The sequence below is a fragment of the Dongia sp. genome (genome assembly GCF_041918875.1).
Taxonomy (GTDB): Bacteria; Pseudomonadota; Alphaproteobacteria; order Dongiales; family Dongiaceae; genus Dongia.
Window position 1 is genome coordinate 163,713 of sequence record NZ_JAYRUV010000008.1, and the last position, 17,058, is coordinate 180,770.

Below are 17,058 nucleotides of genomic sequence, written 5' to 3' on the forward strand. Positions count from 1 at the left end.
ACGTCATTCGCGCTCAGCGCGAGACCCTATTCAATATTCGGCGGAAGGGTATCCGTTCCATCACGCGGCAGCTTCGACTGCGAGGCCAGCCGCCTTCCATTCTGGAAAGCCATCTTCAAGTCTTCGAATCCTGTAGCCCCTGGCGCGCAACGCGGCGACCGCCTCGAAGGAGAGGATGCAATACGGCCCGCGGCAGTAGGCGACGATCTCCCTGTCCTTCGGAAGCTCGGACAGGCGCCTCTCCAGATCGCCGAGCGGCATGTTGAGCGCGCCTGGGAGATGGCCAAGGGCGAACTCGTCTTCCGGGCGCAGATCGAGAAGCGTCACCATCCCGTCCCGCAGGCGTAACATGAGTTCCTCCCGCGACACAGGTGCCAGTGCGTCGCGCGCGCCAAAATAGTCGGTCATGATCTGACGCACTTCGGCGACATTGCGCTCGCCGACACTACCGAGCGCCTTGAGCAGTCCCACCGTCTCGGTTTCGCTTGCCAAGCTGTACAGCACGTGCTTGCCCCGGCGCTCCGTTTCAACAAGACGGCCCCTTCGCAAAATCTGCAGGTGTCGCGATGTGTTGGCGAAGGTGAGGCCGGCGAGCCCGGCAAGCTCCTCCACGCTGCGACGCCCTTGCGCCAAGTGTTCGATCAGTTCAAGCCGATGCGGATGGCCGATCGCTTGTGCCACCTCGGCAAGGCTCGAATAGATCGCCTGCTTCAAACTGATGGTTGACACGACCTTCTCTTATATTGCAATCATTCAGCAGATTGATTGAATGTTAATACCACAACCGACCCGGAGGAGCAAGCCCGTGTCCGCGAAAACCCTGTTCATCCTCAATGACCCACCTTATGGAACCGAGCGGGACTACAATGCTCTCAGACTTGCCAGTACGTTGATAAAAGCCGACCCGGCGACCCAAGTCACCGTGTTCCTGATGGCCGATGCGGTTGTCGCCGCGAAAGCCGGCCAGAAGACGCCGGAAGGCTATTACAACATGGAGCGTATGCTGAAGCGGGTGATTGCCGGAAAGGGCGAGGTTCTGCTGTGCGGCACATGCATGGACGCACGCGGCATGTCCGAAGCGGAGGTTGTGCCCGGTGCGCGCCGCAGCACGATGGACGAATTGGCCGGAGCCACGATCGCTGCAGACAAGGTCCTGGTGTTCTGATGCTGCGCAGTTCCATGCACCGGCAGGTGCTTCTTCTCGCCAGCGCCCAGGCATTGTTTCAGACGGCATCCGTTCTCGTCATGACGATAGGCGGTCTCGCCGGCGGACTGATTGCGCCGCGGCCGGAATTGGCAACGATGCCGATCGCGGCGATGTTCCTTGGAACCGCTGTCGCCACCTTTCCCGCTTCCATGTGGATGGCGCGGACCGGTCGGCGGGCGGGCTTCCTGGCGGGCGCGGTGCTTGGGGTGGCGGGCGGACTGATCGCGGCTGCCGGAATCTGGTTCGGCGCACTCGCGATACTGTCTCTCGGCACCTTCCTCGTCGGCGTCTATCAAGCGTTCGCGCAATTCTACCGCTTTGCCGCCAGCGAAGTGGCGGATGGAGCGTTCCGGCCGCGGGCCATCTCGCTGGTCCTTGCCGGCGGTATCGTCGCAGCGCTTGCCGGGCCTATGCTCGGCCGCCTGGGGGGACCTCTGTTCGAGCCGCAATATGTCGGCTCCTTCCTTCTGCTTGCACTCGTCTCCATGGCTGGCGCCGGCGTGCTTCTCGGTCTGCGTGTTTCTACTCCCAAGGCAGAGTCGGGCATCGTGGCGCGAGGACGATCCTGGCAGGCCATCGTGTCGCAACCCGCCTATCTCGTCGCCCTGTTCGGCGCGGCGACCGGCTACGGCGTCATGATTCTCGCGATGACAGCGACGCCGATCGCCATGGTCCACCACAATCATGACCTGTCCGCTGCGGCGAACGCCATCCAACTCCATGTGCTCGGCATGTTCCTGCCGTCCTTTTTCACCGGCTCGCTGATCGCGCGCTTCGGTGTGCTGCGCATCATGCTGGCAGGCGTCGCGCTGCTGGGCGGACATGTGCTCATGACTCTCACGGGCGACGGCTTTGGCTCCTTCGCCGGCGCTCTGAGCCTGCTTGGCGTGGGCTGGAACTTCCTCTATATCGGCGGCACGACGCTGCTCACGACCACCTATACCAGCGCCGAGAAGGGCCGCGCCCAGGCGACCAACGACATGACCCTCTTTGCTGTCGGCCTTGCCTGCTCCTTCAGCGCGGCGGCACTGCTGGAAGTCTTCGGCTGGCAGGCGCTCAATATGCTTCTCCTGCCGTGGCTTGCACTCACCGCACTCGCTCTGGCCTGGCTCGGCTGGCGGCGGCGCCTCACGCCGGTGCCTATCGATTGAAACCGGGCGCAAGGGCACCGTATTTTTCGCAGCACCATCGATGGCAACCGGCGGACCATGCGCAACGATGACCGGATAGGAGCCATGTCTGCCTTAGCCGTCAGACTGTGCCGATCAGCACGCCGCCCGCAGCAGCGACGAGCACGACGAGCCATGGCGGCGCCTTCCACGCCATCAACAGCACGAAGCATGACAGCGCCAAGGCAAACTGGCGGGGGCCGACGATGGCACTTGTGAACACCGGATCGTAGAGCGCAGCACCGAGGATGCCGACGACGGCGGCATTGGCGCCACGCATCAGCGCTTGGGCGCTTTCCCGCTTGCGGAACCCATCCCAGAACGGGATGATGCCGAGCAAGATCAGGAATCCCGGCAGGAAGACGGCAATCAGGGCAATCCCGGCGCCGATGAGGCCATCGGGCTTCGGTCCCAGCACGGTTCCCAGATAGGCAGCGAAGGTGAAGAGGGGCCCCGGCACGGCCTGCGCCGCCCCGTAGCCGGTAAGAAACTGGTCGTGGCTGACCCAGCCGCTTCGCACCACCTCCGCTTCGAGAAGCGGCAGCACGACATGCCCGCCGCCGAAGACCAGCGCGCCCGCGCGATAGAACGCATCGAAGACAGAAAGCCCTTGAGAAGATGCGGCCGCGGCGATGACGGGCAGCCCGAACAGCAAGGCGAAAAAAAGGACCAGCGAAACCGCCCCGAACATCCGCGAGACGGGAAAGTCGATGTGCCTGGTGATCGCCTCGTGACGGTTGCGGCAGAGGAAAAGGCCCGCCGCCGCGCCGGTGGCGATTGCCGCCACCTGCCCGATCGCGCCCGCGAGGAGAACGACGATCAGCACGGCAGCCAGGGCAATGGTGGCCCGCGCGCGGTCCGGGCACAGGTTCCTTGCCATGCCCCAGACCGCCTGCGCCACGATCGCGACGGCAACGATCTTGAGGCCGGTGACGATGCCGCTGCCGACCGGCCCGCCGAACGCCGCCGCACCATAGGCAAAGAGAACGAGGACGATAGCCGAGGGCAGGGTAAAGGCCGCCCAGGCGGCAAGCGCCCCGAGCGGTCCGCCGCGCAGCAACCCCAGTGCAAACCCTACCTGGCTCGACGCCGGGCCAGGCAGGAACTGGCTCAGCGCAACAAGGTCGGCATAGCCGTTTTCGTCCATCCATTTGCGCCGCAACACCAGCTCGTCGCGAAAATATCCAAGATGGGCAATCGGTCCGCCGAAGGAGGTGAGGCCGAGCTTGAGAAAGGTCGCGAAGACCTCGCCAGCCGAGCCACCGCCGGTTTTGATTTCATGGTGGCCGGTCGTGGTATCCGTCATCGTTTCATCGCCTCTCCGGTAAATTCACGGATGCGCTCCTTGGCCAGGGCAAGGCCGTCGCGTCCCTTGTCGGTGATCGAATAGAGCTTGCGCACCGTGCGGCCGTCGCGTGCCTCCCGCGAGGTGAGATACCCGTCGCGCGCCATTTTATGCAGCATCGGATAGAGGGTGCCCGCAGACAGGCGATAGCCATGGTGCGCCAGTTCGTCGATCATCCATTGGCCATAAATCTCCTGCTCGGCCGCGTGGTGGAGAACATGCAGGCGAACCAGCCCCGCGAGCAGGTCGTGATGCTCCATCGGCTTCTTCTCTACCGCCGCGCGCTCCGGCCGGTTCCCTGTCATGCCGCCTGCCTTCTTGATTCGCCGTGCGATCGGTCCATAATATCGATTTACGATAGCGAAAAGCGATTACAAAGAAAAGGCAACCACATGGAGCTCTTTCTGATCGGCATCGTGGCGCTGCTGACCGCCGGCATCACACTTTTCTCCGGTTTCGGCCTGGGAACCATCCTGATGCCGGTCTTCGCCTTGTTCTTCCCGGTGCCGCTGGCAATCGCGGCAACCGCGGTCGTGCATCTCGCCAACAACGTCTTCAAGTTCGGCCTGATGGCGCGGCAGGCCGATTGGCCGGCGGTGGCTCGGTTCGGAATTCCCGCGGCCGTCGCGGCAATCGCCGGTGCGAGCCTGCTGACCTGGTTCGACAGGATGCCGATCGTCGCAGGCTACACACTCGGCGGGTCGGCCTACGAGATTACGGCCGTCAAGGCCGTCATCGGCACGCTGATCGTCATCTTCGCCGTTCTTGAACTGTTGCCGCGTTTCCGCACTCTGGCGTTCCCGCCGCGCTGGCTGCCGCTGGGAGGCCTGCTATCGGGATTCTTCGGCGGCCTCTCCGGCAATCAGGGGGCGTTGCGTTCCGCTTTCCTGCTGAGAGCCGGCCTCTCGAAGGAGGCCTTCGTCGCGACGGGCGTCGTCTCGGCGGTCGTCGTCGATGCGGTGCGGTTGATCACTTACGGAACGGGCGTCATGGCGGAGCACTTCACCAGGTCGCAAGAGCTGCTTGCGCCGGTCGCCGTCGGCACGGTCTGCGCGTTCATCGGATCGTTCGCTGGCAAGCGCATCCTCAAAAAAGTCACGCTGCAGCTCGTGCAGGCCATCGTGGCCGTGGCGATGTTGCTGATCGGCGCAGGACTGGTGTCGGGCCTTATCTAGGGCGGGATCGGGGCGCAGGCGCCACCCGCTGCCCATAGGCTTCGAAAGTTGCATTTTGTACCTATGAGTGGTACATAGACACATGATCGGAGCCGCCGTATGATCATGAGCTTTCGAGACGAGTGGCTGCGCGTGTTCTTCGTCGAGGACACGCGGTCGCGATACATCCCGTTCGACCTTGAAAGCCGGCTCTTTCGCAAGCTCCAGATGATCGACGACGCGACGAGCGATCAGGACTTGCGAGTGCCCCCCCAGCAATCACTTCGATAAGCTGCGCGGCAATCTGGCGGGATTCCACTCGATCCGCGTCAACAGCCAATGGCGGCTGGTCTTCCGGTGGGACGGCAGCCGCGGCGAGGCAGAAAGCGTCTATCTCGACGACCACAGCTATAGATGAGGCGAACCATGCTGATGACGAAGCGCAAGCCGGCCACGGTCGGCGAAATCCTGGTCGAGGAGTTTATGCAGCCAATGGCGTTGACCCAGGCCGCGCTGGCCGAGGCGATGGGCGTTCAGCGCAAGCACGTCAATGAGCTGTGCAATAGCCGCCGGACCGTGACGGCGGCGACGGCGCTCATTCTCGCGCGCGTCTTTGGCAACAGTCCGGACTTCTGGCTGAACGTGCAGCGCCGCAGCGATCTGTGGAAGGCGATGAACAGTCCCCGCGAGCGCGAGCGAATCGAACGCGCGACGCCGCTCGGTACGGCGGCGTGATCTTTGTCTCCGGTACGACCTGTTACCCATGTCTCCGGGCCGGATAGGACTGAAATGGCGGGCCGCGACCGATAACGATGAGCACTACGTTTTCGCTATTGCCCTCGAGAACCGCTCTCCCATCAGGCGATAGCACCAGAAAGATTCGTCCGTTGCGATCTTCCGGTTCAGGAGAGCAGGGGAAAATCCTGTCGCACGGCGCACTGTCCGCCCCATGTGCGATTGGTCGGAGAAGCCGGCATCATGGGCAATCCCGGCAAGTTGCCCAGGTTCATTCTGGACGGCCAGTCGATGCAAGTTTTCGACGTTCGCATAGAACGCCAGAGACTGCTTGCTTTGACCAGCCCAGCGTCTCAGCCGACGTTGGGCTGCGCGCAGACTGAGGCCCGCACCTGAGATCGCGGCGCGAGCAATGAGTGAATTTGCCCAGTCTGCGATGTTGTTTGCGCCTCGCGAGTCTCGCATACCGCTGCCGCGCCGGGCCATTTGCCAATCCGGCTCAAGGGCATCGCAGAACCCCTCCCAGAAGGCTGCAATGTCCCGGTCGCCAGCGCGCGGTGTTGGCATACCGGCCAGCGGTTTAGGCACGTTCGAGACCGTTTTATTGGCAATCGCCAGAGCGGTAGTGCCGGTGAGCCTTGACCAGGCGTCTGGGAAAAAGCCGATGGAGATTGCGAATACTGCACCGGGATTCCAGCTTGTTAGCGGCGCGCTGTAGGGGCCAGCAACCGTTACGGGAGCAAGGGCCGGCATCAGTTTGGCTTCCACCAACCCGCCGCCGGCAGGAACCAGCCGCGTTTCGCCCTCGATCACGTAAGTCACTGCAACCAGCGGCGAAGCCGGAAAGTGATTGAAGCGCTCAGCATCACTTAGCGCGCATCCGCGCGTATCGCGGACAATCGCCGCAAACACGCAACGAGTCAGTGACCGCCGCGGCAAGAGCAGAAAAGACGACTTTGACAAGGAAACCTCATGGAACTGTCGCGATTATTCTATCCCGGCAGCAGCGGAAAGGCCAAACCGCAATTGCAAGAAATCGCAAGGGGTAGCGAATGCCTGGTATCAAATTCGAGGGGCCAGTGCCCCTTCGCATTTCTAGCTTTCTGGCCTTGTACCGGATCGCCCTGTCCACATACGCCCGTCGGCTCTTTGGTCGACGTATGGAACCGACATGGGACGCCAATCTGGAAATCGGGGTTCGGTTCTGGCGGCGGCAATTCACCCGTGCGCTGACCGCGAGCGACATTGGGACCGGGCGGTTAATCCTTGACAGCTTGCAGACTGAAACTCCCGACATCTATGCCGTCGATTGCCACAGTGAAACGACGCCGAAAGGCGCATGGTATGTCCCCCATCGTCGCGCCAGCACCGCTACGATCCTCTATCTGCACGGCGGCGGGTATTCGTTTCACGGCGCGATGAGCCGCCGATTCGCTGCCATGCTTGCACATCATATCGCTGCGCCGGTCTTTGTGCCCGACTACCGCTTCACTCCCGAACACCCGCATCCGGCGCAGGCGGAGGACGCGATGGCCGCATGGTCTTTCATCGCCGCAAAAGAAGTCCCCGAACGCATCGTCGTCATCGGTGACAGTGCGGGCGGGCATATGATGCTGTCATTGCTGCTGAGCTTGAGAGAAGCGGGGCAATCGCAGCCAGCCCTTGGCATCGGATTGTGCCCGTGGACCGACATAGGCGACAGAGGCGCCAGCCTGCACGGCAATGACAGATACGACATGGTGCAAGGTTGGATGGCGCTGCGCTTTGGCGAGTGGCTCGATCCTGGGACGCGCTACGGACGCGATGCGCTTTCTCCCATATCGTACAATTTCAATGGCCTTGCGCCGCTCTATTTGCAGGCGGGCGGACGGGAAATCCTGTGCGACATGGTCAGGGAATTCGCGAGAAATCAGGCGCAGAATGGTGCAAGAGTCCTGCTCGATGTCTGGCCCAACATGCCGCACGATTTTCAACTACTGGACAGCATGCAGCGCTCGGCCCACGAGGCGTTGACGCGTATCCGAACTGCAGTTCACTGGGCGGTGGACCGTGATGCCGAGTTTCCGCCAGGCATGATGACAGAGGTCTCAAGCGACTGGCCGCCAAATTCCGTCGTTCAAGCTCATGTCTCCGGGCTGGACAATGAGAGTATGGCGGAAGGGGTGGGATTCGAACCCACGGTGAGCTTACACCCACGCCAGTTTTCAAGACTGGAGCCTTAAACCACTCGGCCACCCTTCCACGGAGCCGCAAGACCGCATCCGCACGCGGCCTTGCGCCTCGCCGGGAGGTGCTTAGCGGTCCTGCCGCCGCAAATCAAGGGCGGTGGATAAGGAAGCGATTGCGCTGCCGCGCGAGGTAGTTAGAGTGGGGGCTAAGCCCCCGGCGGCGCCTTGACTGCCGCTGAAGCGGGCGGCAATGCACCCGATCCAACGGGCGCCCTGCCAAACGCCCGGAATGGGCCGGCTCGAACGGGAGGACGAACATGTGCCAGGTTTTCGCCAGCACGGATCCGGATGTCTATCGGACGGTCACGCGGTCGGTGCGCCTCGATGGGTTCAGCACCAGCATCCGGCTGGAGGCGCTGTTCTGGTCGATCCTCGACCAGATTGCCGAGCATGAAGGCATGACGACGCCACGCTTCATCAGCACGCTTTACGGCGAGGTGCTGGAGCGCCGGGGCGAAGTCGGCAATTTCACCTCGCTGCTGCGGGTCACCTGTGCCGTCCATATCGAACGCCAGCAGGGCCTGCAGCCGGTGGCGCAGGCCAAGCACGAGCTGACCGGCGGCCGCGGCACCGGGCAGCCGGCGGGTGCCGTGGAGGAACTCGGCGCCGTCGCCTCCTGACGCAGCGTAACGCCTTTTTGCTGCGCAAAAAACGCGGCGTAGTAATCGGTTAACACCATCGGCCGCGCCGCCGGACCTAGACTCCCGATCGCCCAATGGATCGAGGAGCTCGATGGCCAAAGCAATCCATGCGATGATCCGCGTGCGCGATCTTGACGCGTCGCTGGATTTCTACGACCGCGCCTTCGCGCTGAAGCCCGCCGACCGCTACGATTTCGACGATTTCTCGCTGGTCTATCTGCGCAATCCGGAGAACGATTTCGAGATCGAGCTGACCTGGAACAAGGGCCGCGCGGAAGCCTACACGCATGGCGACGGATACGGCCATGTCGCGGTCGCCGTCGACAATCTCGATACCGAACATCGGCGTTTCGGCGATGCGGGCCTCGGCCCGCTGCCGATCAAGGAATTTCACCGCGACGGCGCGCTGATGGCGCGCTTCTTCTTCGTACTCGATCCAGACGGCTACAAGATCGAGGTGCTGCAGCGCCATGGACGCTATCGCTGACAAGATATCCAACCATCAGACATAGCCACGCCGAATTCCGAATGACCGCGAAAAGCGGCTTCAATCCTGGGAGGGAATAAATGAGGCAAGCCAAACTGAACCGCCGGCATTTCCTGGCCGGCACGTCCGCCATCATCGCCGGCTCCACGCTGCTGACCGTTACCGGCGGCATGCTGATCGGCCCCAACGGTGCCTGGGCGCTGACGCCGCAGGCGGTGAGCGCCGCCGAGGCGGCGACACTGGTCGAGATGGCCCGGGCGCTCTACCCGCATGAAAAGCTCGATGACGCCATCTATGGCAAGGTCGTGGCCAGCCTCGATGAAAAGGCTGCCAAGGATCCGGCGCTGAAGGAGACGCTGCAGAAGGGCGTTGCCGAACTTCAGGCCGCCAAATGGAGCGATCTCGACGCCGATCAGCGCGAAGAGGCGCTGAAGAAGATCGATGCGACCGCCTTCTTCCAGACCGTGCGCGGCGAATGCGTCACCGGCATCTACAACAATCCAGATGTCTGGAAAATCTATGGCTATGAGGGTCCTTCGGCCGAACTCGGTGGCTATCTCCATCGCGGCTTCGACGAAATCACCTGGCCGGACCAGGTCTGAAGGGGAGGGACTGAATCATGGCAGCTAAGTTCGAACTCAATGATTCCAGCGTCGTCGTCGTGGTGGGCTCGGGCGCCGGTGGCGGCACCGTCGCCAATGAGCTGGCGCAGAAGGGTATCAATGTCGTCGTGCTCGAGGCCGGCGGCCGGCACGAGATCGAGGATTTCGTCAATGACGAATGGGGCAGTTTCGGCCAGATCTCGTGGCTGGACAAGCGCACCACGTCGGGCAGCTGGCGCGTCGCCAAGGATTTCGCCGGGTTGCCGGCCTGGATCGTGAAGGCGGTCGGCGGCTCGACCGTGCATTGGGCGGGCGCTTCTCTGCGCTTCCAGGAGCATGAGTTCAAGACCAAGGAGACCTATGGCAACATCGCCGGCGCCAATCTCCTCGACTGGCCGATCACGCTCCAGGAGATGGAGCCCTATTACGACCGGGCCGAGGACAAGATGGGTGTGACCGGCACGCACGGCATTCCGCGCCTGCCTGGCAACAACAATTACAAAGTGCTCGCTGCCGGTGCCAAGAAGCTCGGCTACAAGGAGTTCCATACCGGCAACATGGCGATCAATTCCGAGCCGCGCGACAATCGCGGCTCGTGCCAGCAGATCGGCTTCTGCTTCCAGGGCTGCAAATCGGGTGCCAAATGGTCGACGCTCTATACCGAGATCCCGAAGGGCGAGGAGACCGGGCACCTGGAAGTGCGGCCGAATGCGCAGGTGTTGCAGATCGAGCATAACGACAGGGGTCTGGTGACCGGCGTGCTCTATGCCGACAAGGACGGCAAGCAGCAGGTGCAGAAAGCGCGTATCGTCTGCGTCGCCGGCAATTCGATCGAGAGCCCGCGCCTATTACTCAATTCAGCCTCGGCGATGTTCCCGGACGGTCTTGCCAATTCATCGGGCCAGGTCGGCAAGAACTACATGCGGCACATGACCGGCTCGGTCTATGCCATCTTCGATAAGCCCGTGCATATGTATCGCGGCACCACCATGGCCGGCATCGTGCGCGATGAATCGCGGCTCGACACCAGCCGCGGCTTCGTCGGTGGCTATGAGATGGAAACATTGTCGCTGGGCATTCCGTTCATGGCCGCCTTCCTAGATCCCGGCGGCTGGGGCAAGAGCTTCGCCAGTGCGATGGAAGGTTACGACCATATGGCCGGCATGTGGCTGGTCGGCGAGGACATGCCGCAGGAGACCAACCGCATCACGCTCCATGGGAGCGAGAAGGATGGCCATGGGCTGCCCATTCCCAACGTGCATTTCGACGATCACGCCAACGACATCGCCATGCGCGAACATGCCTTCGGGCGGGGCAGTGCGCTCTATGACGCGGTCGGTGCCAAGCGGACCATCCACACGCCACCATACCCGTCGACGCACAATCTCGGCACCAACCGGATGAGCGCCGAGGCCAAGGACGGTGTCGTGAACAAGCACGGGCAGACCCACGACATCAAGAACCTGTTCATCTCGGACGGCAGCCAGTTCACGACGGGCGGCGCGGAAAACCCGACTCTCACGATCGTGGCCCTGGCCATCCGGCAGGCGGAGTTCATCGCCGACCAGATGCAGAAGAAGGAGATCTAGGCCGCAATACCGCCGCTCACGCAGGACCTGTCACTCGAGTCGACCGCCGTGGCCCGCCGCGGCGGTCTTTTTTTCGACAGGGTTCCGCAATCCGGACAGAATCCCTTTCCGTTCTTGCCTAAACCAGTCCGGGCGGATAATTTATGGACCGCAAATTTCCACTATATCTTGATGATTCAGGGGTCCGGGCGGTCCAGATGCAGGGGTTTCGTCACTTTTCTCGTCTCCTTGCCACCCTCGGCCTGCTGACGCTGGCTGCTGGCTGCGCCGAGACCAACCTGGCCGTCGAGACGACCAAGGTTGTCACCCGCCAGGATCAGGGCGTCACCGGACCCTATAAGGTGGGCAAGCCCTATCAGGTGAAGGGTGTCTGGTATTACCCACAGGCGGATTACAGTTATGACGAGACCGGGATCGCATCCTGGTACGGGCCGGGCTTCCACAGCAAGGCGACAGCCAACGGCGAGACCTATGACGAGAACGACCTGACGGCGGCGCACAAGACGCTGCCGATGCCGTCCCTGGTGCGCGTCACCAATCTGGAGAATGGCCGCTCGATCGTGGTGCGCATCAACGATCGCGGTCCCTTCGTCAACAACCGCGTCATCGACATGTCGCGCCGTGGCGCACAGCTCCTTGGTTTCGAGCAGAACGGCACCGCCAAGGTCCGCGTCCAGGTGATGAAGGAAGAAAGCATGCTGCTGGCGGCGAAAGCCTCGTCCCAGGGCGGCGATGTCTTCAGCCCGTCGCCGGCGGCGGCACCGGCCGGCACAGTGACCGCCCAGGCCCTGCCCCCCGCGGGCAGCGCCACCGCTCCGGCACCGACGGTCCAGGCTCAACCCACCAAGCAATCCGCCGTCGGCAGCGTCAAGATCCCGCAGCCGACCGGCCAGGTCTCGGTGGTGCCGGTGAAGGCCAGCAACATCTTCATTCAGGCCGGCGCTTTCCTTCGGCAGGCCAATGCGCAGCAGCTGCAGATGAAGCTCACCGGCCTGGGTCATCCGACCCGCATTACTCAGTTCATGCTCAACCAGCAGCGCTTCTACCGCGTCCAGCTGGGGCCGATCGCGTCGGTCGACGAGGCGGACCAGCTGCTGCAGAAATTGATCGATACCGGTCATCCGGATGCCCGCATCGCCGTCAACTGAGGGGTTTTCGGCCCAGGGTCCGAACCGGGGCCGGATGGCGCTTGACGTTACTGGGTCCGGGGGTCAATTTGCCGCGCTGATATGCCCTGTTGGGGCGAGTCCTAGAGAGTTTCTGAGGTCGGGAATATGTTGAAGTTTCTGTTGGCTTGCGTTCTTGGCACCGGCCTCGTTCTGAGCGCCGCGACACAGCGGGCGCTGGCCGAACCGCTCGTCACCAATGCGCAGCATGCCTATATCGTCGACTATCAGACGGGCGCCATCCTGTTCGACAAGCTTGCCACGGAACGCATCCATCCGGCATCGATGAGCAAGCTGATGACCATCTATATGCTGTTCGACGCCTTGAAGCGCGGCGACGTCAAGCTGACAGACACATTTCATGTGAGCGAGAAGGCCTGGTCCACCCAGGGCTCGAAGATGTTCGTCGAGATCAATTCCGCGATCGCCGTCGAGGATCTCATTCGCGGCATCATCATCCAGTCGGGCAACGATGCCTGCGTCGTCGTGGCCGAAGGCCTTGCCGGTTCGGAAGAAGCCTTTGCCGACCGCATGAACAAGAAAGCCAAGGAAATAGGTCTCACCGACAGCAACTTCGTCAATGCTTCGGGCCTGCCCGATCCAAATCACCTGATGACTGCCAAGGACCTTGCCACGCTCGCGCGGCGCATCATCGACGACTTCCCCGATTACTACCGGTATTTCTCGGAACATGAATTCACCTGGCACGGTATCAAGCAGGGCAATCGCAATCCGCTGCTCTACCGCAAGGGATCTGGCGTCGACGGATTGAAGACGGGACACACGGAAGAGGCCGGATTTGGCCTGACCGCCTCGGCCATCCGCGACGGGCGGCGCATCATCATGGTCGTTCACGGTCTCACGGGCATGCAGGAGCGTGCCGATGAGGCTGGCGGCCTGCTCGACTGGGCCTATCGGGAGTACGGCAACTATACGATCGCCACGCCGGGCACCGTGCTGGGCGAAGCAGAAGTCTGGATGGGCGCCGAGAAGACGGTGCCGCTCACGGTGGAATCGGACCTGCTCGTCACCCTGCCGCGCTCCGAGCGCGACAAGGTCGTCGCCAGAGCGGTCTATCAGGGCCCGGTCCAGGCGCCGATCCAGAAGGGCCAGGAAATCGGCGAACTCGTGATCGACATTCCCGGCATGCCGCAGGCCAAGGCAAAGCTGGTAGCGGCCAAGGACGTGGCCGATCTGAGCTTCGGCGGGCGTATCGCGGCGGCGCTGCAGCATTTCGTCTTCGGCGCGAACTGACCGTAAGATGGCCCCGGTCACCATCCCGGGCCTCTTGCGCTTCGTCACGTTCGAGGGGGGCGAGGGAGCCGGCAAATCGACCCAGATCCGCCTCCTGGCCGAGACGCTGGTCCGGGCCGGCCATGCGGTCGAGGTGACGCGAGAACCCGGCGGCACCAAGGGAGCGGAGGAAATCCGCGCCCTGCTGGTCGAAGGCGGGGCGGGGCGCTGGCAGGCGGAGACTGAAGCCTTGCTGCATTTCGCAGCCCGCGCCGAACACCTTGTCCATGTCATCCGCCCGGCCCTTGCTGCCGGCAGATGGGTGCTCTGCGACCGTTTCGCCGACAGCACGCTGGCCTATCAGGGCTATGGCCAGGGTCTCGATCTCGACTGGCTGTGGGCGCTGCGCCGGCACATTGTCGGGGCGACCGAGCCGGGCCTTACCATCATGATGGATCTGCCGGTCGAAAAAGGCCTGGCCCGTGCTGAAACCGAACAGCGTTACGAGCGCATGGGCGTGGATTTCCATCGGCGCCTGGCCGAGGGTTTCCGCCACCTGGCCGCCGCCGATCCGGCGCGCTGCCGCGTCGTCGATGCCGCGCGCGATCGGGAAACGGTCGCTGCCGATATCGCCGGCTTGATTGCCGCGCGTTTCGGCGTCAGCCTCTAGCGCATGACCGACGAAGCGCGTTTTCCACCGCCTGAGGCGACCGCACATCTCCTGGGACACCAGGAGGCGGAGGCGTCTTTCCTGCGCGCCTACGCTTCCGGACGCATGCCGCATGCCTGGCTGATCACGGGGCCGCGCGGCATCGGCAAGGCCACGCTTGCCTTCCGGATGGCGCGTTTCCTGCTGAGCCACGGCCTTGCGGCGCCGGCGCCGGCAGAGCCTGCCGGCATGGGGCTGTTCGGCGAGGAACCGGCAACAGTTCCGGTTCCGGAACCGACCGGCCTGGATATTCCGCCCGATCATCCGATTTTCAGCCGCGTGCGCGAGCTGTCGCATTCGGACCTGCGCGTGTTGCGCCGGAGCCCCAATGAGAAGACAGGCAAGCTCCGCGCCGAGATAACCATCGACGAGGTGCGCGGCGCGATCGAATTCCTGCATATGACGCCGGGTGAATCCGACTGGCGCGTGCTGGTGGTGGATTCGGCCGACGAACTCAACCGCAATGCCGCCAACGCGCTGCTGAAGATCCTGGAGGAACCGCGACCGCGCACGGTGATCCTGCTGATTTCGCATGCTCCCGGCCGCCTGCTGCCCACCATCCGATCCCGCTGCCGCAAGCTGGCGCTGGAGCCGCTGCCGCAATCCGTCATCGTCTCGGAACTGAAGCGTCACGGTGTCGACCTGGGCAGCGCGGAACTTGCCCTGTGCACGGCGCTGGCCGAGGGCTCTCTCGGCCGGGCCCTGGAGTTCGGCAGCGACAATGCCGGCCTGGACCTGTTCCAGTCCATGGCCCAGCTTCTTTCATCCTGGCCGAATTACGATACCAATATCCTCCATAAGCTGGGCGACAGGCTGACGGGTAAGGCAGGTGAAGGGCAGTTCGAGATCGCCGTTACCTTGCTGGATTGGTGGCTGACCCGCTTCATTCGCTGGTCCGCCGTACAAGATCCCCAAATGGCTGAGGTTTTTCCGGGGGAATCCGGTCTGATGGAGCGCCTGAAAGGGGCTGCCAGCCTTGATCACTGGCTGCAATCATGGGAAAAGGTCAGCCGATTGTTTGCCAGGGTCGCCAGCGCCAATCTCGACCGCAAGCAGGCATGGGCGACCGCCTGGCTGGTACTCGCTTCGACGCGAGGGTAAGTACCCTCGCCGTCATGGTCAGCACAGGCCGGCGATCCACGAGTTTGCCTGCAATTGGTCAAAATTAACTCGTGGGCCCCCGCCTTCACGGGGGATGACGGGAAGAGTGTTTTCGTCGGCCATTTGGAAATAGAAGTATGTCGAAAGAGAAATTCTACATCACCACGGCCATTGCCTATCCCAATGGCGCCCCGCATATCGGCCATGGCTATGAGCTGATCGCGACCGATGCGATCGCCCGCTTCATGCGCCTGGACGGGCGCGACGTCTTCTTCCTGACCGGCTCCGACGAGCATGGGCAGAAGATGCAGCAGACCGCCGAGCGGGAAGGGGTGACGCCGAAGGAACTGGCCGACCGTAACACGGCACGCTTCCGCGAGATGGGCCCGGCGCTCAATTCATCGAATGACGATTACATCCGCACCTCCGAAGCGCGGCACTATCGGACCTGCGCCGCCCTGTGGGAAAAGATGGAAGCGGCCGGCGATATCTATCTCGACAAATATGCCGGCTGGTATTCGGTCCGCGACGAAGCCTATTACGACGAAAGCGAGCTCTCGCAGAACGCGGACGGCAAGCGCCTGGCGCCCACGGGCACGCCGGTGGAATGGGTGGAGGAGGAAAGCTATTTCTTCCGCCTCTCCAAGTTCCAGGACAAGCTCATCGAACTCTATGAGAGTGTGCCCGATTTCATCGGCCCGGACGCGCGCCGCAACGAAGTGATGAGCTTCGTAAAGGGCGGCCTGAAGGATCTCTCCATCAGCCGCACCACCTTCGATTGGGGCATCCCGGTCCCCGGCAATCCGAAACACATCATGTATGTCTGGGTCGATGCGCTCACCAATTATGTCTCGGCGACCGGCTGGCCCGACGCCAGTCATCCGCGTGCGGTCTATTGGCCGGCGGATGTGCACATCATCGGTAAGGATATCGTGCGTTTCCATACGGTCTATTGGCCTGCCTTCCTGATGTCGGCGGGCCTGCCGCTGCCCAAGCGCGTCTTCTGCCACGGCTTCCTGTTCAACAAGGGCGAGAAGATGTCGAAATCGGTCGGCAATGTCATCGACCCCTTCAACCTCGCCAAGGTCTATGGCGTCGACGCCATGCGCTATTTCTTCCTGCGCGAGGTGCCCTTCGGCCAGGACGGCAGCTACAGCCCCGAAGCGATCGTGCAGCGCATGAACGCCGATCTCGCCAACGATCTGGGCAATCTGGCGCAGCGCTCTCTCTCGATGATCGCCAAGAATCTCGACGGCAGGCTGCCGGAGCCGGCGGCGCTCACCGAGGAAGACGCCGCCATGCTGGAGCAGGCCGATGCGCTCCTCGACAAGGCACGGGAGAGCATGGGCGATTTTGCACTCCACCAGATTCTCACGGCGACCTGGGCGGTGGTTGCGGAAGCCAACCGGTATTTCGCCGGAAACGAACCCTGGGCGCTCCGGAAGACCAACCCGGAACGCTTCGGCACCGTGCTGTGGGTGACGGCCGAGGTCCTGCGCCAGGTGGCGATCCTCACGCAGCCGGTGATGCCGGAGGCGACCGCCAGGCTGCTCGATATTCTCGGCATTCCGGCCGATGCGCGCGATTTCACCCAGATCGGCGGCAAGGCGCGCATCAGGGGCGGCACCTCGCTGCCGGCACCGGTGGCGATCTTCCCGCGCTATGTCGAGCCCGAGGAAGCCAAGGGTTGAT

General features: G+C 62.9%; 18 protein-coding genes, 1 tRNA gene and 2 pseudogenes. 16 read left to right on the forward strand and 5 right to left on the reverse strand.

All coding sequences use genetic code 11. From position 1 onward, the window contains the following. Positions 1 to 60 precede the first annotated feature (60 nt). Positions 61 to 729: an ArsR/SmtB family transcription factor gene (locus ACE3TY_RS10555; RefSeq protein ID WP_374652992.1), complete on the reverse strand. Its 669-nt coding sequence runs from the start codon at positions 727 to 729 to the stop codon at positions 61 to 63. Between the two features lie 76 nt (positions 730 to 805). Between ACE3TY_RS10555 and ACE3TY_RS10560 the strand changes: the two genes are divergently transcribed. Together ACE3TY_RS10560 and ACE3TY_RS10565 are read left to right on the forward strand one after the other, a co-directional pair. Continuing rightward, entirely contained in the window at positions 806 to 1,165 is a 360-nt protein-coding gene (locus ACE3TY_RS10560) for a DsrE/DsrF/TusD sulfur relay family protein (RefSeq protein WP_374652993.1), read from the forward strand. Next, a complete protein-coding gene (locus ACE3TY_RS10565) occupies positions 1,165 to 2,358 on the forward strand; it encodes an MFS transporter (protein ID WP_374652994.1) in 1,194 nt (397 codons plus the stop codon). The genes ACE3TY_RS10560 and ACE3TY_RS10565 overlap by 1 nt, the downstream gene beginning before the upstream one ends. A 100-nt stretch (positions 2,359 to 2,458) precedes the next feature. Here ACE3TY_RS10565 and chrA read toward each other — a convergent pair whose 3' ends face one another. After that, the gene (gene chrA / locus ACE3TY_RS10570) at positions 2,459 to 3,682 is read right to left on the reverse strand and encodes a chromate efflux transporter (RefSeq protein WP_374652995.1); all 1,224 of its coding nucleotides are present in this window, start codon (positions 3,680 to 3,682) and stop codon (positions 2,459 to 2,461) included. Next, on the reverse strand, positions 3,679 to 3,981 hold the full coding sequence (locus ACE3TY_RS10575; RefSeq protein ID WP_374653035.1) for a PadR family transcriptional regulator: 303 nt from the start codon (positions 3,979 to 3,981) through the stop codon (positions 3,679 to 3,681). The genes chrA and ACE3TY_RS10575 overlap by 4 nt, the downstream gene beginning before the upstream one ends. Positions 3,982 to 4,113: 132 nt before the next feature. Between ACE3TY_RS10575 and ACE3TY_RS10580 the strand changes: the two genes are divergently transcribed. The 4 genes from ACE3TY_RS10580 to ACE3TY_RS10595 all read left to right on the forward strand — a co-directional run bounded on the left by ACE3TY_RS10580 (position 4,114) and on the right by ACE3TY_RS10595 (position 5,610). Next, positions 4,114 to 4,896: a TSUP family transporter gene (locus tag ACE3TY_RS10580; RefSeq protein WP_374652996.1), complete on the forward strand. Its 783-nt coding sequence runs from the start codon at positions 4,114 to 4,116 to the stop codon at positions 4,894 to 4,896. Between the two features lie 99 nt (positions 4,897 to 4,995). Continuing rightward, positions 4,996 to 5,166 carry a type II toxin-antitoxin system RelE/ParE family toxin gene (locus ACE3TY_RS10585; protein ID WP_374652997.1) on the forward strand — a complete coding sequence of 57 codons (171 nt, stop codon included), beginning with the start codon at positions 4,996 to 4,998 and terminating at the stop codon, positions 5,164 to 5,166. A 13-nt stretch (positions 5,167 to 5,179) separates the two neighbouring features. Next, entirely contained in the window at positions 5,180 to 5,293 is a 114-nt protein-coding gene (locus tag ACE3TY_RS10590; RefSeq protein ID WP_374653036.1) for a type II toxin-antitoxin system RelE/ParE family toxin, read from the forward strand. A gap of 8 nt (positions 5,294 to 5,301) precedes the next feature. Then, the gene (locus ACE3TY_RS10595) at positions 5,302 to 5,610 is read left to right on the forward strand and encodes a HigA family addiction module antitoxin (protein ID WP_374652998.1); all 309 of its coding nucleotides are present in this window, start codon (positions 5,302 to 5,304) and stop codon (positions 5,608 to 5,610) included. An 84-nt stretch (positions 5,611 to 5,694) separates the two neighbouring features. On the opposite strand, the gene ACE3TY_RS10600 is transcribed toward ACE3TY_RS10595, so the two are convergent. After that, positions 5,695 to 6,522 (reverse strand): helix-turn-helix domain-containing protein, encoded by an 828-nt coding sequence (locus ACE3TY_RS10600; protein WP_374652999.1) that lies wholly within the window; start codon positions 6,520 to 6,522, stop codon positions 5,695 to 5,697. Positions 6,523 to 6,770: 248 nt separating this feature from the next. On the opposite strand from ACE3TY_RS10600, the pseudogene ACE3TY_RS10605 reads away from it, so the two are divergent. Beyond that, positions 6,771 to 7,523 (forward strand): annotated as a pseudogene (locus tag ACE3TY_RS10605) (alpha/beta hydrolase); the annotation flags it as partial. Positions 7,524 to 7,761: 238 nt separating this feature from the next. Here the strand turns inward: ACE3TY_RS10605 and ACE3TY_RS10610 are convergent. Continuing rightward, a tRNA-Ser gene (locus ACE3TY_RS10610) sits at positions 7,762 to 7,851 on the reverse strand. A gap of 244 nt (positions 7,852 to 8,095) precedes the next feature. On the opposite strand from ACE3TY_RS10610, the gene ACE3TY_RS10615 reads away from it, so the two are divergent. The 9 genes and pseudogenes from ACE3TY_RS10615 to metG form a co-directional block, all read left to right on the forward strand. Then, on the forward strand, positions 8,096 to 8,458 hold the full coding sequence (locus tag ACE3TY_RS10615; RefSeq protein WP_374653000.1) for a ribbon-helix-helix domain-containing protein: 363 nt from the start codon (positions 8,096 to 8,098) through the stop codon (positions 8,456 to 8,458). A gap of 112 nt (positions 8,459 to 8,570) precedes the next feature. Next, complete coding sequence (locus tag ACE3TY_RS10620; protein WP_374653001.1) at positions 8,571 to 8,966, forward strand: VOC family protein; 396 nt, start codon at positions 8,571 to 8,573, stop codon at positions 8,964 to 8,966. 80 nt (positions 8,967 to 9,046) lie between these two features. Further along, positions 9,047 to 9,568 carry a sugar dehydrogenase complex small subunit gene (locus ACE3TY_RS10625; RefSeq protein WP_374653002.1) on the forward strand — a complete coding sequence of 174 codons (522 nt, stop codon included), beginning with the start codon at positions 9,047 to 9,049 and terminating at the stop codon, positions 9,566 to 9,568. A 17-nt stretch (positions 9,569 to 9,585) separates the two neighbouring features. Continuing rightward, positions 9,586 to 11,157: a GMC family oxidoreductase gene (locus ACE3TY_RS10630; RefSeq protein WP_374653003.1), complete on the forward strand. Its 1,572-nt coding sequence runs from the start codon at positions 9,586 to 9,588 to the stop codon at positions 11,155 to 11,157. Positions 11,158 to 11,354: 197 nt separating this feature from the next. Continuing rightward, complete coding sequence (locus ACE3TY_RS10635) at positions 11,355 to 12,305, forward strand: septal ring lytic transglycosylase RlpA family protein (protein WP_374653004.1); 951 nt, start codon at positions 11,355 to 11,357, stop codon at positions 12,303 to 12,305. Positions 12,306 to 12,431: 126 nt separating this feature from the next. Further along, entirely contained in the window at positions 12,432 to 13,577 is a 1,146-nt protein-coding gene (locus tag ACE3TY_RS10640) for a D-alanyl-D-alanine carboxypeptidase family protein (RefSeq protein WP_374653005.1), read from the forward strand. Between the two features lie 7 nt (positions 13,578 to 13,584). Beyond that, positions 13,585 to 14,226 carry a dTMP kinase gene (gene tmk / locus ACE3TY_RS10645; protein ID WP_374653006.1) on the forward strand — a complete coding sequence of 214 codons (642 nt, stop codon included), beginning with the start codon at positions 13,585 to 13,587 and terminating at the stop codon, positions 14,224 to 14,226. 3 nt (positions 14,227 to 14,229) lie between these two features. Further along, positions 14,230 to 15,366: a DNA polymerase III subunit delta' gene (locus ACE3TY_RS10650; RefSeq protein ID WP_374653007.1), complete on the forward strand. Its 1,137-nt coding sequence runs from the start codon at positions 14,230 to 14,232 to the stop codon at positions 15,364 to 15,366. A 116-nt stretch (positions 15,367 to 15,482) separates the two neighbouring features. Next, a pseudogene (gene metG, locus ACE3TY_RS10655) lies at positions 15,483 to 17,057 on the forward strand (methionine--tRNA ligase); the annotation flags it as partial. Position 17,058 lies beyond the last annotated feature (1 nt).